This window comes from Leptospiraceae bacterium, assembly GCA_015075105.1.
Lineage (GTDB): Bacteria > Spirochaetota > Leptospiria > Leptospirales > Leptospiraceae > JABWCC01.
In genome coordinates this window covers 540,160-558,534 of record JABTUZ010000001.1, presented here as the reverse complement: position 1 = coordinate 558,534, position 18,375 = coordinate 540,160, and the positions used below count along the sequence as shown (strand labels likewise).

Below are 18,375 nucleotides of genomic sequence, written 5' to 3'. Positions count from 1 at the left end.
TAGGTTTAGAAACTGAATTATTTTATTTGCAATTGTCACTATTTTTCTTTTTATAATGCCAATAATCCTTGAAGTCTTTCATTAGGAATCCTGCCCTCTTCGTCTATTGAAAACTCAGGTTTGATTCGGTTCAGGTAGTACATCTTCACTGGGCCTTTGTTTTTTGCATTGACCTCCCCTCTATATTCGCATTCAAAATATTCTTTTACGATTTCGTATGTTGCCTGACTGATATTAATCCGTCCGGGACTTCCGCTTGATTCCATGCGGGATGCTGTGTTCACCGTATCCCCCCATACGTCATAAGCGAATTTCTTTTCCCCAATTACACCTGCAATCAGTGGACCAGTATGAATCCCAAGTCGAAGTTCCCAGCATGGGAGTGCTTGACTTTCTTTAATTTCTTTCATTGCTTTCATAAACGATTGAATTTCAAATGCAGCCAGTACACAATCTATTGCATGTGTTCGATTGGGGCGTGGAATCCCTCCAGCGGCCATATAGCTGTCACCTATAGTTTTCAATTTTTCCAAATGAAACCTTTCGGTGATTTTATCAAATTGTACGAAACAAGTATCTAAATCCTTAACCAATTCCTGTGGAGATAAAATTTCTGCGATTTTTGTGAAGCCCTTGAAGTCAGTAAACATCACACTCACGCTTTCAAAATGGACAGGTTCGGTGAAACCTTTTTCTTTGAGTTCCGTTGCGACATCTTCGGGAAGGATATTCAAGAGTAAATTTTCTGATTTTTGTTTTTCATGATCTGCAATTTTTCTCGCCTCTTCTGTCTCTTTCAGAAGCTGCGCGTTATGCAAAACACCTGCAATCTGATTTCCGAATCGAACAAGCTTTTCAACATCTTCTTTGGAAATTTCAATTTTTTTATCATAGGAAGAAAGATTCAGAATTCCAATCACTTCGTTTTGAAGTATTAAAGGGATTTGGATAATCGTTGTTATCTTTCCTTTAAGTATAATTTTTAAATCAGTTTTACTCCCTTCATAAATTTCTCCGTTAAATTGATTTATATACTGGTTTCTAGTTCCCATGACTCTTTCGTTGACATCAGGAATGTACAATGGGTTTTTTGTCAGGTAAGTCTTGTAAAGTGTACCCAATGAAGGTTCTAATTTTGTTTTAAAACTGCGAAAAAATTCTGAATCAATTTCATCCTCGTAATCAGATTGAGCGATTTTATTATCTGAATAAATATCCTCAGTTTCCTTGTTTACGAGAAGTGTCCAAATATTATTAAATCCGAAAGATTGGTTTAAGTAAGAATAGATTTCTTTGAAAATGACGGAAATATCGGATGTAGAATTGATCAGTTTTGTAAATTCATTCAGCCTTTCCACTTCAAGGCTTGCTTTTTCTACTTTTTCCTTTTCTTCCTGCACTTCTTTATATAAATTCGATCCGTGAATAATTCCCGCAAGCTGTTCACCCAAAATGGAAAGTTTTGTGATATCTTCTTTGGTTAAGTCCATTTTGCCGACATTGTACAGATCAAAAAAACCGATGAGCTCATTTTGCAGGACAAGAGGAATGATTAAAATAGATTCCATTTTTAAGGTTTCAAATACAACCAATTCTTCAGGAGATAAACCGGATTTTCTTTTAAAAGTATTCGGTATAAAAAATGCTTTTTTCGTTTTAAATGCAAATGAATGCGATCCGATAGAATTATTGATTTTCGTTGAAGAATGATTGATTCTTGTTTTTTCTTCCTCAGTTAAAAAATCCGGAGATGAGGTATCTATAGTAATCAATTCATTTTTTTCTTTATCCGCTACAGAAAGTCCATAATACTGTATTTTATAATTGGCTTTCACATATTCATGAACTTTCACCATTATTTTTTTGATGTCCAAACCCTCATTCAAACTTTTGATGAGTTTGTTCAATTCTTCTGTTTCTATTCTTTGAGTTTCTGCAATTTTTCTGGCTTCCTCAAGACTTTGAAGTGCTGAATCAATCCGAGCAGAAATCGGTCGAATTAAGATAAAAGTTGTAATAAACCCGAGTAAAGAAAGGGGGATGCCAAGAAAGACAAGATGAAAGATTTTATTGATTTGCACTGTAGCTTCTGGAAGTGTATGCCATACGAATAAAATGAACAGGAATATAATGAATAGTGCAAACGGTACAAGATACGCACTGATCCTTAATGCTTCCGTTCTGACATTTTTTCCTCCATACCGAATGATGGCATAAGCAAGAATGGAGGTGGGGATAAGACTTAAATTTCCCAGTGGATAAAAATCAATCCCTAGTGTTGCCGGAAGATTGCTGAGTATCATAAATCCTCCGATGATAACATAGAGAGCCGCAAAATTTCCCATTGGATTTGAAGCTTTCTCCTTTTTTAATTTCCACCAGTCATTTAGTATTGTGAAAAAAGCTGTAATGGCAACCAATCCGAAGATTTGAATCACTGGACCGGATGCAGAAAAATTTCCCCACGGAAATTTGTAGTATCCTGTAAACAAATAGGGAGACATTGCCATTGTGCAGAGTACTAATGAGGTAATATCAAATAGATGAATTTTTTTGGTAACGGGGATATTCAGGCTCAGATAAGTGAATCGCATGTGAATGGAGGGAGCAAGACAAAATATAAGATAGCTGAGTTGTTCAATTCTGCGTCCAACAATAGGCTCAAGACTCATAGTGATGCCGATCGTCGCGAGTAGCTGAAAACCATATAGGTACAATGAAATGGAGCCCAGCTGGTTGATGAGCCTGTAGGGACTAGTTCCTCCGATAAATATTCCCAATCCGACTACAACAAAAACAGAAACTAAAGGAATCAAAAGCCAGGGATACCAGCGAGTGGTGTCATAATCATCCGGAGAAAAAGTAAATAGTACAATCCCAGCAATCAAAAGAAGAACAAAGCTCAAGAAAATATTCAGAATATAAAATAATCTACTTTTATCCAAGAATAATCTTTTCAGATCCTTGAAATCAGAATTGAATATCCCGTAGGCTAAAATGCACATGGGTATGAAAGAAAATGTACTGGCCGGAAAAATAGGAATCCCGATGAAGCTGGGCAAATTCGAGATCACAAGAATCAAAAGCAAATTGTGTCCTACAACCAAAAATCGTCTTTCATGGAAAGAATGACTTTTTAGAAAAAAATAATACGCCGGGAATCCGATCAGGATATAGCCAATTGTCGCAAGAACTGCCCAAGGTTTTAAATAAAAAGAAGCAACCGGGTAGATACCAAAGGAATAATGAATAAAATTTCCGGTGAATGCTTCGCCTTTCAGAATTCCGATAAATCCAAAGAGGGTTGTTACCCAATTCAGAATTGCGGCCCATTGAATGATTGAATATTTTTTGTCTAAAATATAATACACTAAATGATAGGAAGCCGGGGCCAATAACAAAACAAATGGATACAGATAGGTATTGAGACTGAGAAGTAAATTCTCATCGCGAACTATTGCCCTTAAGCTCAGTATCAGTCCAAGTATTCCGAACCCAGCACAGGTTCCGCTAAAAGATAGAAAATATCCAAAGTGTTCTTTTTTTCTAAGATGGAAGATCCCAATTACTGTAAGGGTCAATCCAACGATAAAAGTTATAGTTCCTGGAACTGCGAAAGGAAGATTGTACCAAAAGTACAAAATCTCCGTTGGATTGATCGGCATTTCTGGAATTGGATTTAAAGGATATGGATTCATAATCAATTGATTCTTTATAGAAAATGAATATTTTTTTCGTACCTTTTCAAAGTATTCCAATTCCAAAAAAATTAGAATTAAATTCAAGAGAAAAGCCGTAAACACCTCCCCCTAAACTGGGGGTTTTGGAGGTTATTCAAAATTTAATCATGTCAATTCAAATGAACCGTATTCTCAATTAAGCGCTATAATGTGCTGACCCCAGTCCATTCATCTCCGGGCGGGACTCTAAGTAAGGTACTGCAACGACGAATATACATTTCTGAAATTTCATCTTCAGGACAGATCTTACCGCATTCTATAAAACAATCAATCGCTTCTTGAAACTCACCCTTTTTATAAAGACTTAGAGCTTCTTCATACAGTGGTTTAGACTGGATTTTTTTTTCTAATATTTCTTGAGAGTCAGTATTCATCACTTCAAATAAAGTAATCGGTTTTTCCTTACCTTTCACTCGAACATTGTCAATCTCTCTTGTAAATAAAAAATTTCCTATCCTCTTTTCATCGACTAATGATTCACCGCTTACAATGAGTGGAGCCTTATATACTTTTGTTAGAGCTTCAATTCTTGCTGCGATATTCACCGTGTCACCTATAACTGTAGTTTGCAGACGATCTTCTTCTCCTACAGTTCCAAGAATCAACATCCCTGTATGCACTCCTATACCGATACGAATCGTTCTCAATTCCTTGTCGCTTTGTATCGAGTTGAACTTAGTCAAGGCTCGTAACATACCTATAGCGGCTGTAACTGCTTTTTGTGGAGATTCAAAAAGAGCCATGATTGCGTCACCAATATATTTATCTATAAAACCATTGTGTTTGCTAATAACTGGTCCCATGCAAGCAAGATAATTGTTTATGAATTCAAATGTTTCTTCCGGTGACATCTTCTCGCTCATCTCAGCAAAGTTCCGAATATCGGAAAAAAGTACCGTCATCTCTTTTTTCGTTGCATCCCCTAAGCAAATATCTTCGGGCTTACCGGATCGTTTTAATGCTTCTAAAAATTGCAATGGAACAAATTTATGGAAAATATTTACCTGACGCTCTAAATTTGCATTAGCTTTCAATAGAAGTTGATTTTGCTCTTCTAATTTACGTGCCTGAAAGTAACTTCGTAATGCCTCTGTTACAGTGAGTTCTAAATCAGCCTGTTGCCAGGGTTTGGCTATATAACGATAGAGCCGTGCATTATTTACGGCATTGACAACTGCGTCTGCATCGGCTTGACCTGTAAGTAAAATTTTCAGAGTTGTCGGCATTGTAGAATGGATACGGATTAATAATTCATCTCCTTTGATTCCCGGCATAATATGATCTGAAATAATCACAGGTAATTCCCTGCCTTCGTTTTGCAGTTCGGTAACTAATTGAATGGCTTCTTCACCATTCTCTGCAGTTTCAATCGAGAAGTCTGCGGCGAAGGTACGTTTCAATTGGTCTTTTAGAGATCGAAGTATTATTTGCTCATCATCAACGCACAAAATAATTGGCTTAGTCATGTTAGAGACTCATACTGTATTCAATCATTTCGTAAAGTTCTTCTTGTTGCCAAGGTTTACTAAGGCATTTATACAGGTTCGCATTTTTCATGGCGTTTTCGATATTCTCCGGATCGGCTTGACCTGTGAGCATTACCTTGATAACCTTTGGAAAACGCTCATGCACCTTGACTAAAAATTCATCTCCTTTAATACCTGGCATTAACCAATCCGATACAATCAACAGTAGATTTACACCATCCTCCTCAAGGTCTAAGATAATCTCCCACGCTTCATAGGCACTTTCTGCAAATTCGTAATTGTATTGATTTCCAAATTTATATTTTAACTGACCCCGAATAGAATCGAGTATTGTTTTTTCATCGTCCACACATAGAATTGCTTTTTTTGTCATCGTATTTTGTCCTCTATTGGTATCTGTATTGAAAACGCAGTCCTACCCGGTTTTGAATTTACCTGAATATTACCCTTATGCTTTTCGATAATCTTCCTCGAAATATCTAATCCAAGTCCGCTACCCTCTCCTTTCTTTTTTGTTGTAAAGAATGGATCAAATATTTTTCCGATGATTTCTTGTGGAATACCCGGCCCGTTATCAATCATGTTGACCTGAATATATTCATTGAATTTTAATACTTCGATTTCAATCTTACCTTGGTTGTTCATGGCTTGGAGAGAATTGTGTAAAAGATTAGTCCAGACCTGACTAAGTTCGTCTCGATAACATGCGATAGGCGGAACAGACTCAAAACGTCTAATAATCTCTACACCTTGTTTGAGTTGATTTGTGTATAAGGTTAAAATAGTTTCGATAGAATCAATAATATCAGTTTGAGTTCTTTCACCTTCCTCTGTATGGTGGGCTGTTTTTTTTAATGCGAATACAATTTTAGAAGCTCGCTCAACTGCAATGGTTATGTTTGCACTATTTTTACGTTGAGAAGAAAGGTTATAGATTAGTTTTAAGATTAGATCAATTTCTGGATGGTGTAAAAAATCAAGATACGATTCGAGTTTGTCATAGATTTGCAAGCTACTTAAATGCTCTGCAAGGTCTTCTGCATTACGGAAATTATGCTCTGTAAGTTTGGCTTCAATACTTTTGCGATATTGTCTCTCTTCACGCGCCGATATATTGATTGCAGCTTGCATAGACTTTTCTAAAATTTCAAAGAAGTCATGAAATTGTTTTTCATTCAGTAGGACGCTTAACTTGGGTAAGTTCAAGGAAGTATCGGCTAAAGCTGCATTTATATTTTCAATTGAAGCACGAATAGCACCAAGTGGAGTGTTTATCTCATGAGCAACACCTGCAATGAGTTGACCTAAGGCAGCCATCTTTTCATTCAGTATCAATTTGTCTTGAGTTTGCCTTAATTCATTCAGTGTATTGCTAAGTTCTCCGACAACAAAATTCAACAAATAAATCATTAAGCCTACAACAATAGCTGATACTGAAACAATGTTCATAACAAAAAATACAACTGATACATTTGCATCTGTGTTGACCTGATGCTGTCTAACTGTTGAATCAATGATCCCGCTAAAAATCACAAGCAAGCAATAAAAAATAAGCCAGCGAAAGCTGAGTGAGGATTGCTGAAAAGTAAAGGATCCCACCAACGCCAACATCGACCAGAGCATAACTGCACCACTGGCTACAAAGCCCCCCAGAGACCACTGCAAAAGAAATGGCAGAAGCAAACTAATCAATACCTGTATAAATCGAACCAGCTCAAACTTTTTCGTAAACCGGAAAAAAAGAAGATTCAAAATCGTGAGAAAAGTATAAGAAAAGGGAATAGTTGATTGAATAGCTAATCCAAAAATTAGGCACGTGCTACCCCAAACCAAACCTCCCCCACTCATCAAAATACCCATGCAAATCAAAAAAAATTTTCTTTGAGATTCTTCAGGAGAGTCATCCGAAAGATCGCCGAATCTTCCCCAATCGCGTATTTTATCGTACAATCCCAGATTCAATTCATATCCTTTGAAATAAAAATGAGTAAAAAACTAAAATGATTATAAGTAAATTTTTTCCTCACAAATCTCTTTAGGCAACCTTATTTATATTGAAATAAATTTCCAGAAATAAATAAACAATCCATCCCCCTGAATAGGGGGTTTTTGAATTCAATAACAAACCATTGAAGAAGAGGAAAAGGTTTACAGAATGGACTTCCCTGATTTGAAGATTTAAAAATTTTTTCAAAACCCCCAATTCAGGGGGAGAGGTTTAAAAAAAATATATTTAGAGATCACTGAACAAACTATCCAAAACCGGTAAAAAATAAGTAATGCTTTACAAACGTTACACAATTACAAATACATGTCTCATGTTCAAAAAAAATACAATTCATATTTTTCTTATAGCCGGTTTCATTATAATCGGAATCACCTCCCCTTTTAGTGCAAAATCCCGAAAACCAAAAGCTGAAAAAAAATGGGAGTTTCAGGGTGAAATGATTCATTTAACTATCAAAAAAACCTGTGAAAAGCAGGGTAGAAGAGTTCCGATACTCAAAGAACTTCAAACAGCATACCAGAATGGAGAGTTCGAAAACTGGGAACCCGTCGGTCAGTACTGGACGACTGATGAGAAAGAGGGCGATAACACTCAAGTAATCGTCTTTTATACGAAAGATGGAACAACAACGTATTTTAGCAAGGCATTAGGAATGGCCTACCTGGCTTGTATAAAGTAGCACCCAAATTTTACTAAGAGCGCGTATAGAAAAGTGCTTGTACTTTAAAGAGGTGATCTGATATTTCCCAATATGAGAAATATCAGAAAATCATATCCAACAGATTTAAAAGAAAGGGAATGGGAAAAACTTGCATAAAATGACTATCTCAAGATTTATTATTTTATGAGGTTCGACTGGGATCCCGAAAAAAATCTTAAAAATAGAAAAAAACATGGGATATCGTTTGAAGATGTTGTTTTGGTTTTTTCTGACAGGTCGGCGATTTCTATTCCAGATCAGGAGCATTCCAGCACGGAGGATCGTTGGATTACTATCGGATTAATTCCTTATGGTAAAATTATTGTAGTAGTTCATACCGATCAGACAGAAAATGAAAAGGGTGAAATTTCTATCCGGATCATTTCTGCAAGAAAAGCGACTAAAAAAGAAACATCTCAATACCATAAAATGAGTGAGGGTGATAAACTATGAAAAGAGAATATAATTTTTCTGGAGGAGTAAAAGGAAAATTTTATACCCCGCATGAGAAAATCGAGATTCCAGTGTATTTGGAAAAATCTGTGCAGGATTTTTTTTATGAAGCCGCTACCAATAAGAGAGTAGAAATGAGTAAGCTGGTTAATAAAATTCTCAAAAAAGAAATGGAAATTCAAAAAGAAATTTCATTTTCAAAATAATACATATATAGTGAAAGTCGCTCATGGGATGCAAGAAAAAAAAGGAGCACATTAACTGCCAATATTGAGCCTGCATTTTAGCGTTTCATGCAGGAAAAGAAGCCGAACTTTCGACTTTCGCGTAGGAAATGTAATGGGGGAACATTTTCCAAACCAAAATAGGAAAATAATTGGGGGACTTCAACATCTGGTTCTCAGGAGAAAAACTTGCAAAAAAATAGAGAAAATAGACTTGAAAATTAACTCTCAATAAGTCAATGTCTTGAAAAGACGTTAAGCATGTTTACAAAAGAAGAAGCAAAAAAGAATATTAAAAAACTCGCAGAAGATTTCAGTGATCGGATCGATTACATCAAAAATTCTGGGCAATACAAAGAAGCACAAATCGAAGATGAATTTATCAAGCCGCTTTTCAAATACCCCAAAATATATCCAACGAAGGAATCAAAAATCCGTCAGAAAGAGAATATATTGTTCAAATTAGTTGCAGAGGCATACAAGCCTCTGATCTAAGAAAAGAACCGGATTATCTACTCCAAATCAATGGAAAAAGAAAATTTTTTATAGAAGCAAAACATTCCAAATACTATTTGGGTTGAAAAATTTTTGACAATAACGATAACGTAAAGGGCGGAAATGTTCATCCCCAACCAAGTCATGAAATCAAACTTTCCTCAAAACTCAAACGAGACATTCTACGGGCTTATATCTATGCCGTGGATATAGATGCCCAAGCTGTTGAAGTCACCCGGATGAGTCTATCTATCAAAGCACTCGAAGACACGAATCACAATCAGGTTTACGACGAACGCACCCTCTGGCACACAACAATTCTGTCTCCATTGGAAGGGAATATTAAGTGCGGGAATAGTTTGATCGGGACGGATATTTACAGGCAACAAGATTATTTTGCGTTAGGCGACAAGAGGAGCTGAAAATCAATGCCTTCGATTGGGAAGTAGAGTTTGAGAGTATATTTAAAGGTGGTGGATTTGATGTTATGATTGGAAATCCACCATACATTCCGATTGAGATGATTAATGAAAATCAAAAGGAATATTTCTTGAGAAAATTCTCAAAATTAGAAAGGAAATATGATTCTTCAATTCTATTTTTTCTAAGCATGACCCGCAAAATAAATGGTTCTGGATATTTAGGTTTTATATCTTCAATAACTTGGCAAACAGGCGAGAATTGCAATAAATTACGAGAATATCTCATAAAGAAAGTTGGAATTGCTCAGTTGGTTAATTTGCCATTTGATGTTTTTAAAGATGCGTATGTTGATACTGGAATTTAAATCATCAAGGGTAGCCCAATAAGGAGTTATAAAATTCATCGATTTTCCAAGAAAGAAAAAAACATATCTTTTAAAAATATCCCGCTAATTGAAGTACCTATTCAATCTATCGAATCGCCTTTCTTTACAATCATTCTTAATCCAGATGCTTCAAAACTATTAGTTAAGTTTCAATCGAAAAAATTCATTTCCTTGGGAGAGATTTCAAATTCCACGCGAGGTTTAGCTGGAGGTATGTTCGAAAGAATGAATAAGGCTAAGACTAGAATCTTCTATCCCTTTATAGAAAAGGGACAAGTTTATTGATACTTTTTCGTAAACCGGAAAAAAAGAAGATTCAAAATCGTGAGAAAAGTATAAGAAAAGGGAATAGTTGATTGAATAGCTAATCCAAAAATTAGGCACGTGCTACCCCAAACCAAACCTCCCCCACTCATCAAAATACCCATGCAAATCAAAAAAAATTTTCTTTGAGATTCTTCAGGAGAGTCATCCGAAAGATCGCCGAATCTTCCCCAATCGCGTATTTTATCGTACAATCCCAGATTCAATTCATATCCTTTGAAATAAAAATGAGTAAAAAACTAAAATGATTATAAGTAAATTTTTTCCTCACAAATCTCTTTAGGCAACCTTATTTATATTGAAATAAATTTCCAGAAATAAATAAACAATCCATCCCCCTGAATAGGGGGTTTTTGAATTCAATAACAAACCATTGAAGAAGAGGAAAAGGTTTACAGAATGGACTTCCCTGATTTGAAGATTTAAAAATTTTTTCAAAACCCCCAATTCAGGGGGAGAGGTTTAAAAAAAATAACTTGTTCCACTCTTAAAAGAATTAGAAACTGTGCTAAACTAGTTTTTTTTAATATAAAAACTTTGAACTATTTATGACGCTACTGCTCAACCCTTGTGTTGCAAGAGCTGGGCATCGTTAGCAAATGGCGATTTTGTCTGAGTATTCAAACGTATATGTTTCTAAGAAAAACTTTTTGCAGGTGTGCCATTTATGAAAAAAACTCTGTCCATCGGAATTGTAGAAAATGATTTAGAATTTCGTACTACAGTAGAATCAAAACTCTGCGGTATTTCTTATATTCCAAAAGTGTATTCGTGGAATTCAGCTGAAGAATATCTGAGAGAAAAAAATCGTCCAGTCTTGGATCTAATTTTTCTGGATATAGTATTGCCTTATATGAATGGAGTTGATCTCGCCCGTGAAATTTCAAAAAAAAATCCCGAAACAAGTATAATCATGCTCACCAACATGAATTCTGATGCGATGATTTTTGAGTCAATAAAAAATGGAGCACTCGGATACGTGTTAAAATCAGAGCTAGGCACTTTGGAAAATATAATTCAAATAGTTATCGATGGTGGAGCAGTGATTACACCTACAATTGCACTTCGTGTTTTTTCCTCATTTAGAAAAGATAAGCCGCAAGCTCCTGATTTGACAGATAGAGAGAGGCAAGTTTTAGAGCTTTTAGTTAGAGGGAAATCGGTTTTTTCAGTAGCAAGTTTTTTAGATCTAAGTATTCACACTGTTCAAGGTTATGTAAAAACAATCTACAAAAAGTTGAATGTTCATAACCGTGCAGAGCTAACTCAAAAGGCAAACCAACTCTTTTGAATTCTATAGTTCATTCAATACGAAAAACTTCTTTACTAAAAATTTTCTCGATTGCATTTGTATTTTTTTTTATTACCTCCGGATGCAAAAAAAATCTGACTACATTGGAAGCCCCGGGAAAATTAGACGCTACTGACGTTGATTTGAATAAAGAGGTTTTAGATTTAAACGGCTCTTGGGAATTTTATTGGGAAAAGTTATTGTATCCAAATGATTTTAATTTGCCTAATTCTCCGATTCCGGACGGTTATACTAAAGGTTTGAAATCATGGAACTCAATAGAGACCAAAGAAAAAAAAATAGGGAGCGATGGGTATGCAACGTACAGGCTCCGTGTTCAATTACCAAAAAATTCTATTCGATTAGGAATTCGTATTTCTGCACAAAACACGAGCTTTCGACTTTTTGTAAATAAGAAAGAGCTTGCTTTGAGCGGGATCCCTGGAAAAAATAAAGCCGAAACAATTCATGCTCGCACAAATCGCACCATATACTTTCAACCGAATACAGATGAATTAGAAATCATCCTCCACGTCGCAAATTATTATTTTTTTCGAGGAGGACTTCGTGGGTTTATACAGATAGGCTCATCCGAGTTGATAGAAAATGTTCAAAACAGAAGATATGTCTTTGACCTCGTTTTGTCAGGATTCGGGATATATATTTGGTTATACCATATATTTTTATTTTTACAAAGACCCAAAGATCGTTCGATTCTGTATTTCATATTACTGTCAGGCTCTTTCCTTCCAAGATATTTTCTTATAAGCGAAAGAACCCTTTCTTTATTAATTACAGAAGTCCCGTTTGATTTGAATATCCGAATGCTTCATTCCCTGCACGTAATGACCCCTTCTCTTTTATTATTGTTTATGCACTCCATTTTTCCTGAGTTCATCAAGTTTCGGACAGTACTCTATTTTTTATTGTCAACTCTATTATACTTTTTTACTTGGTTTTTTTCTCCTCAAGTTTACACCAGCATGTTTCTTTTCTATTCGGTGGGTGCCACATTTGCAGCTTTGATTCCAATCAGTTTTGCACTTTTTCAATCTTTAAAATTAAAAATCCGAGGAGCTATTTTTCAAAGCCTTGGAATTTTATTTTTTGTGGTACTTCTTGTTTTTGCCTTTTCAGGTGTGCTTCAGGCCGAGTCGTCAGGATTTATGGCAATTCTTGGATTTACTTCCCTCTCTTTCTTTCAGTCGTTATTTCTTTCCGTATCTTATACAGAAAAAATGCAAACAAACTTAGTTATGGCAGAGCAATTGCAGGAGAGTAAAGAAGCTTTAAAAAAGCAAAGAGAAGAATTGGAGTTGAACTTTCACGATGCGTTAGGCGGAAGTCTTACGGATTTAAAAATCTTTACGGAAAGGATAAGAAAAGAAATTCCTAAAAAATCTTGGTCTGATGCTATTTGGAAATTAGACAAAAAAATTTCTGATATAATTCAGACATTTCGTTCACAGCTTCTTTTTATGGAAGATATGGAGTTTGCCTCATCAGAGCTTTTTACAGGACTTCATTTAGCTCTTCTTAGAAGATACTCGGATGCAGGAAGAGAATTGAATTTCACTACTTCGGGTATCGGTCTTACAGAAAATACCTTAGATAAAACAAACGCTTGGATTCAATTATTCTTTCTGGTTATGGAAATTTGCACAAACGATTTGAAATACGGAATTGGCGAATCTAAATGGAAAATTATCCGAAAAGAAAATGATCTCTTTATCCACCAAGAAAATACAATTGCTAAACTAAAAAAAGAAATCTTCACCCCCGGAAAAAGAACTAAGGAAAGGACTGAGCTTTTGGGTGGAAATATAAATGCAGTTATAACTAAAAATAGATTAAAATTAGAGATTCACTTACCTAAGTTCTGGAGATAGTTCACTTATCACAATTTGTATATGAAGATTACGCAAACCTTGTCTATAATTTATGAGTAAATCCCATCTAAAAACAAAAAAGGCAGATCCATGCTTGATCTACCTTTTTCAATGAAAAACTAACAAGAATTAATTGTATAGTTTTTTAATTTCAGATGCGTATTTTTCTGCAATAACATGTCTTTTTAGTTTCATAAGATTTGTCATTTCATCACCTACTTCAAACGGTTTTGCAGTCATAAAGAATGGGGTAACTTGTTCAAATGACTTAAATCCTGTTTTTGTGCTGTTCAACTCTTTAATCTCTTTTTTGATCAATTCATTCACCTTAGGATTCTTGATTATCGTATTTGGATCAGAATCTCCGATTCCATTTTCAGCACACCACTCTTTCAATTTATCAAAATCAGGAACGATAATTGCACCTAGAATTTTTTGGTCTTGACCAACTACCATACACTGGCTGATATATTTAGATTCTGTTAGTTTGTTTTCTATAGGTACCGGCTCTACGTTTTCTCCACCAAGCAGCACCACAGTGTCTTTTGCTCTACCGGTGAGTGTGAGGGTATTTTTAAAATTCACCATTCCTATATCTCCGGTATCCATCCAACCGTCTTTTAACGCTTTGGAGGTTGCCTCAGGATTTTTGTAGTACCCTTTCATTACTTGAGGCCCTTTTACGTGGATTACTCCTTTTTGTCCGAGTTTTCCTTCTACAAGTTTTCCTTTTTCATCAATACCTGTTAACACATTTCCTTTATCGTCTCTAATTTGCAGCCTAGTGTTTGGAGCAATAGGTCCAACTGACCCCATAACCAATTTATCAAAAGTTCTAACCGCAATTACAGGAGTAGTTTCAGTCATACCGTAACCTTCTAATACGTTTACACCTATATCGTTGAAAAAGGCATCTACGTGACGAGGAAGTGCACCACCACCAGAAACAGAGGCTTTCAATTTTCCACCGGTAGCCGCCCTGATTTTAGATAGTACAATTTTGTCTAATGTGAAGTAATTTAGAATCAGGCCAAAACCAAAGAGTGTCCAAAAGATTCCAGAAAATCCTGTGTCTGCTAAGGCAACCGCAAGACCGGCAGAAATCAGAGATACTGTAAACGGGCCGGTTAATAAAACGACGAATACGGACTTTATTGCTCTAAACAGCGAGGTAAAAATATTTCTGCCTTCATAATCCACTTCATTCCCTTTCAAAAATCGAAGAGCTGCGTTAAAGTGTTTAGAGAAGAAGTAGGCTGTATTAAACATAGCTCTTCTGACAGGTGGAGTAATCTTTGGGTCATTTACTTTGGTATAGATTCCAAGGTAGATACTTTCCCATAGTCTTGGTGCAGAGCCCATAAATGTAGGTTGGGCTTTTGCGAGGTCATCACGCAAGTCACGAACATTTGTATAATAGGTAGAAGCCCCGGCTTTAATAGAAATATATTCAAATACTCTTTCAAAAATATGCCAAACTGGTAATATAGAAAGCATTCTTTCAGAAGATGTACACTTAATCAAAGGGAGTACATCATTCAATTGGTGCATCATATTGGAGTGCATAAGCATTACACCTTTTGGAGCGCCTGTAGTTCCAGAAGTATAAATTAAAGTAAATAGATCGTCCGGTTTAATCCCGGCAATTCTTTCTTCTGCTTTTTTAGAGCCTTTTGCTCTCAAGTCCCTTCCTTTTTGAATCAAATCATATAGCTTTAATACACCTGTAGCTTTTGAGTTTTTATCCATCATTATGATTGTTTTCACATTTGGGGTTTGGGATTTTACCTTATTCAGTTTTTCAAGCATTTTATCGTGCTCTACAAAAACTATTTTTGCCTCAGAATGGGTTAAAATGTGGATTAGCTCTGACTCTGTAACATCAGTTCCTCTTGGAACGTTCGCAGCACCAGACATTAGAATACCGTAATCTGTAATGATCCATTCTAAGCGATTGTCCGCCATCTGGCCGACGTTTTCTCTGGCATTCACACCTAAATCAATCAAAGCCTCTGAAAGAGCAAGACCCATTTCGTACAAATCTTTATAATTTGTAGCAGCATACTGTTTTTTCTCATCTTTAGAGCAAAAAGCCGGTAAACTACCGTATTTTTCTGCTGACTCCTTGAATACTTCCGCCAGATTATTCGCCATTTCTTACCTCAAAATAGTTGTATTATTTTTAAAACTTTACTTATTTCTATCTTCCTTATAAATGAGTCAATAAAAAAAGAAAAAAATCTTTGTATTCTTTTTAAAAAGTTATCTTTTAAGAATTCGATTTAAATTTCTAAAATTGGCATCTTTTGAAAGTATGCCAATTTGGAGATATTAAAACTGATTCAATTCTATTTTTATTGGCTGTATAAAAATAGAAACCTCAAATATATTGAGGCTTCCATCAAAGATATTTCAAATTTCTTGAAATATTTATGGTTTTTCTAAGATGATGGCTCCACCTACACCACCACCAGCACAAATAGTACCAATTGATCGTTTTACGCTTGGATTTAAACGGAAATTCATAATTTGGTTTAGTAAAACTCGAATTCCAGTAGCTCCAAGTGGGTGACCAATTGCAAGTGTTCCACCGTGTGGATTCACTTTGCCTTCTTTATCAGCCGCCTCTAAGTCAAAATTATAGGATTTTTTGACTTCTCTCATTGTTCCCATTGCAGTTGCAGCAAAAGCCTCGTGGATTTCAAATGAATCTATATCCGTAAATTTTAAATTGGCGGCGTTTAGTGCTTTATTCATCGCATAAGCCATACCGATTCCCATCCAAGCCGGATCAGTTCCATACATTCCCCAACCGGTGATTATAGCCTGTATATCGAGTCCGAGTCGCTTGGCTTCCTTTTCAGTAGTAACAAAAAATGCACCTGCACCATCAGATCTTGGGCATGCGTTGAATAAAGTCACGGCAGCTTGTGATTCTCCTTCTTTGTAAGGCTTATTGATCCATTTTCCGTACTGTGAGTAGAAATCTTTTAAACTCATGTATTTTGAATCAAAGATCACCGATGCCTTGTCAAACCTGCCAGGATTTTCTACCATTCCAGTTTTACTCATAATGTATTCGTCGTCTTCTAAAAGCCCGTCCGATGTCTGAACTGAAACCTGATACGGTCTATATTTTCCAGCTTGAATTGCATCATAAGCTTTTTTATAGGATCTGTATGCGTAATCATCCAATTCTTTTTTTGTTAAATTGTAGTTTTGAGCAGCAATTTCTCCAGTCATTGCCATATTCATCTTACGAATAGGATCATTTAACCCCTCATCTATAGAATCGATCACTTTTACACCGAGGGATGGAGCATCTGCCCAATTGGTCATTAATTTATCTACGGTTGCAGTTTTGGAGTTTTCTTTCGCGCCTTCTATGATAAAAGGCCCTTGAGACATAGACTCTAACCCCAATGAAAGGTATAGGTCCCCTTCTCCAATCATAACCCTTCTGGCTGCGTCTAATACAGATTCAAACCCGGAAACACAGTTGTTTGCTACTGTGATTGCTGTAGATTCTAAAGGTAGGTTGGCTTTTACGGCAATGACTCTCGCTACGTTTGGAGCACGCATACTCTGGCTGATCTCTCCTGCGGTAACACCATCCACTTCTTCTTTAGAGATTTTACTTCTCTTGAATATTTCTTCTGTTACTAAATACCCTAATTCCATGGATGGAATATCTGCAAAAGACTTTCCTGCCTGACCTACAGGTGTTCTTAAGCCGGATGCGAGAACTACTCTCTCATTATCTACTGTTGTAAATTTCATAAAAGTTCCTTAATTTAGATTCAATATCTAGTTTTTTTACCCATAAATGAGTTTATAATACATTTTTTTTATCTAATTGTCCCAAGTCCACTTCAATTTTTGTCAATAGCCCAATTTTTCAGTTTATGAGAAAGATAAGGAAAGTCTATTGCCGAAACCCCGTACTGCCTATAGAGTAGCTCCCCTTTTTCATTAAAAAAAGCGAGAGCCGGAAGACCCGTGATTTGCAGAGTGTCTGAAAGAATTGTATCCGGATCCAATAAACTATCGTAGGTCATCCCAAAATTTTCTGCAATTTTTTTAACTTCTTTGGGACTTTTACCGGAGTCTGTGTTAATTCCTCTAAAAATAATTTTTTCAGGGTCTGCTCCCTTTTTTAAAGATTCAATCACAGGGATAGATTTCTTACAAGGCTCACACCAGCTTGCCCAAAAATCTAAAACGATTATTTTCCCTCTATAATCAGAAAGAGTAAACTCCTTTCCATTCCAATCTTTTAAAGAAATAGAAAGATAGGTATTTTGTTTTTCCTGGGTGCAACTGATGATAAAAAATAATATGAAAATGATTTTATTCATAATCGAATTTTTTTTATTGCGAATAAAAAATCAAGTAACTATTTCTAAATGATTCTACAGCTTCAATCAATTGCATGATTGAAAAAATTTTTTCCATGACAAAAAATTTTTATAAAATTTTATGGAATGAAAGGCTTCGATTTGTAAAATCAAAAAAACTCAACATGAAATTCTACAACTATTTTTCCGATCAATCCGAATTGTTAATCTATCTTAATGGGATTTTTTCCGGTAAAGGAATTTATTTTCATCCGGATGAATTCAAAAAAAAGGAAACTCTTAGATCGAATTTAAAAATATATTCTAAAGATAAAATGCTAACATTTCGTCTGTATGCAAAAAATAAGAAGTCATTCAATTTTCAAATTCATGCCTCTGAAATTCTTGACATCAGAGAAGATATATGTAAATTTCAAACTAAAGGTTTCAAAGTTCAAATTCAAGCAATGACTGAAGATAAGGTGCATGTTCATGTTTGTGGTGATGAAGGTGATTTTCTTAACATAATTTATATATCAGGAATTCTCACCAGAAATAAATTCTTTAGGCTTCTTTTATTTTTTTCCGGCATAAAATCTATTCGTAAATATTAAACAAA

The 18,375-nt window shown here is 35.5% G+C and carries 16 protein-coding genes; 9 read left to right on the top strand and 7 right to left on the bottom strand.

Going from position 1 to position 18,375, the window contains the following annotated elements:
- Window positions 1-50: 50 nt before the first annotated feature.
- From HS129_02800 to HS129_02785, 4 genes are all read right to left on the bottom strand, one after another.
- Complete coding sequence (locus tag HS129_02800) at window positions 51-2,510, bottom strand: hypothetical protein (GenBank protein MBE7410983.1); 2,460 nt, start codon at window positions 2,508-2,510, stop codon at window positions 51-53.
- Window positions 2,511-3,883: 1,373 nt separating this feature from the next.
- Window positions 3,884-5,206, bottom strand: a complete 1,323-nt coding sequence (locus HS129_02795) for a response regulator (protein MBE7410982.1) — start codon at window positions 5,204-5,206, stop codon at window positions 3,884-3,886.
- A 1-nt stretch (window position 5,207) separates the two neighbouring features.
- Window positions 5,208-5,600 carry a response regulator gene (locus tag HS129_02790; protein ID MBE7410981.1) on the bottom strand — a complete coding sequence of 131 codons (393 nt, stop codon included), beginning with the start codon at window positions 5,598-5,600 and terminating at the stop codon, window positions 5,208-5,210.
- Window positions 5,597-7,189 (bottom strand): GHKL domain-containing protein, encoded by a 1,593-nt coding sequence (locus tag HS129_02785; GenBank protein MBE7410980.1) that lies wholly within the window; start codon window positions 7,187-7,189, stop codon window positions 5,597-5,599. The genes HS129_02790 and HS129_02785 overlap by 4 nt, the downstream gene beginning before the upstream one ends.
- Window positions 7,190-7,506: 317 nt before the next feature.
- On the opposite strand from HS129_02785, the gene HS129_02780 reads away from it, so the two are divergent.
- The 8 genes from HS129_02780 to HS129_02745 all read left to right on the top strand — a co-directional run bounded on the left by HS129_02780 (window position 7,507) and on the right by HS129_02745 (window position 13,419).
- The gene (locus HS129_02780; GenBank protein ID MBE7410979.1) at window positions 7,507-7,914 is read left to right on the top strand and encodes a hypothetical protein; all 408 of its coding nucleotides are present in this window, start codon (window positions 7,507-7,509) and stop codon (window positions 7,912-7,914) included.
- Window positions 7,915-8,079: 165 nt separating this feature from the next.
- The gene (locus HS129_02775; protein MBE7410978.1) at window positions 8,080-8,388 is read left to right on the top strand and encodes a BrnT family toxin; all 309 of its coding nucleotides are present in this window, start codon (window positions 8,080-8,082) and stop codon (window positions 8,386-8,388) included.
- Window positions 8,385-8,594 carry a hypothetical protein gene (locus HS129_02770; GenBank protein MBE7410977.1) on the top strand — a complete coding sequence of 70 codons (210 nt, stop codon included), beginning with the start codon at window positions 8,385-8,387 and terminating at the stop codon, window positions 8,592-8,594. Before HS129_02775 ends, HS129_02770 begins: the two co-directional genes overlap by 4 nt.
- A 279-nt stretch (window positions 8,595-8,873) precedes the next feature.
- Window positions 8,874-9,107 (top strand): hypothetical protein, encoded by a 234-nt coding sequence (locus tag HS129_02765; protein ID MBE7410976.1) that lies wholly within the window; start codon window positions 8,874-8,876, stop codon window positions 9,105-9,107.
- Window positions 9,108-9,310: 203 nt separating this feature from the next.
- Window positions 9,311-9,529, top strand: coding sequence for a hypothetical protein (locus HS129_02760; protein MBE7410975.1), 219 nt, complete (start codon window positions 9,311-9,313; stop codon window positions 9,527-9,529).
- A gap of 65 nt (window positions 9,530-9,594) precedes the next feature.
- Entirely contained in the window at window positions 9,595-9,894 is a 300-nt protein-coding gene (locus HS129_02755) for an Eco57I restriction-modification methylase domain-containing protein (GenBank protein MBE7410974.1), read from the top strand.
- A gap of 1,012 nt (window positions 9,895-10,906) precedes the next feature.
- Window positions 10,907-11,530 (top strand): response regulator transcription factor, encoded by a 624-nt coding sequence (locus HS129_02750; protein MBE7410973.1) that lies wholly within the window; start codon window positions 10,907-10,909, stop codon window positions 11,528-11,530.
- Entirely contained in the window at window positions 11,527-13,419 is a 1,893-nt protein-coding gene (locus HS129_02745) for a 7TM-DISM domain-containing protein (GenBank protein MBE7410972.1), read from the top strand. The genes HS129_02750 and HS129_02745 overlap by 4 nt, the downstream gene beginning before the upstream one ends.
- 129 nt (window positions 13,420-13,548) lie before the next feature.
- Here the strand turns inward: HS129_02745 and HS129_02740 are convergent, their stop codons facing one another.
- From HS129_02740 to HS129_02730, 3 genes are all read right to left on the bottom strand, one after another.
- Window positions 13,549-15,573: a long-chain fatty acid--CoA ligase gene (locus tag HS129_02740; GenBank protein ID MBE7410971.1), complete on the bottom strand. Its 2,025-nt coding sequence runs from the start codon at window positions 15,571-15,573 to the stop codon at window positions 13,549-13,551.
- A gap of 276 nt (window positions 15,574-15,849) precedes the next feature.
- The gene (locus HS129_02735; protein MBE7410970.1) at window positions 15,850-17,199 is read right to left on the bottom strand and encodes a thiolase family protein; all 1,350 of its coding nucleotides are present in this window, start codon (window positions 17,197-17,199) and stop codon (window positions 15,850-15,852) included.
- Between the two features lie 92 nt (window positions 17,200-17,291).
- Window positions 17,292-17,777, bottom strand: a complete 486-nt coding sequence (locus tag HS129_02730) for a TlpA family protein disulfide reductase (protein ID MBE7410969.1) — start codon at window positions 17,775-17,777, stop codon at window positions 17,292-17,294.
- A 95-nt stretch (window positions 17,778-17,872) separates the two neighbouring features.
- Between HS129_02730 and HS129_02725 the strand changes: the two genes are divergently transcribed.
- Entirely contained in the window at window positions 17,873-18,370 is a 498-nt protein-coding gene (locus tag HS129_02725) for a hypothetical protein (protein MBE7410968.1), read from the top strand.
- Window positions 18,371-18,375: the final 5 nt, after the last annotated feature.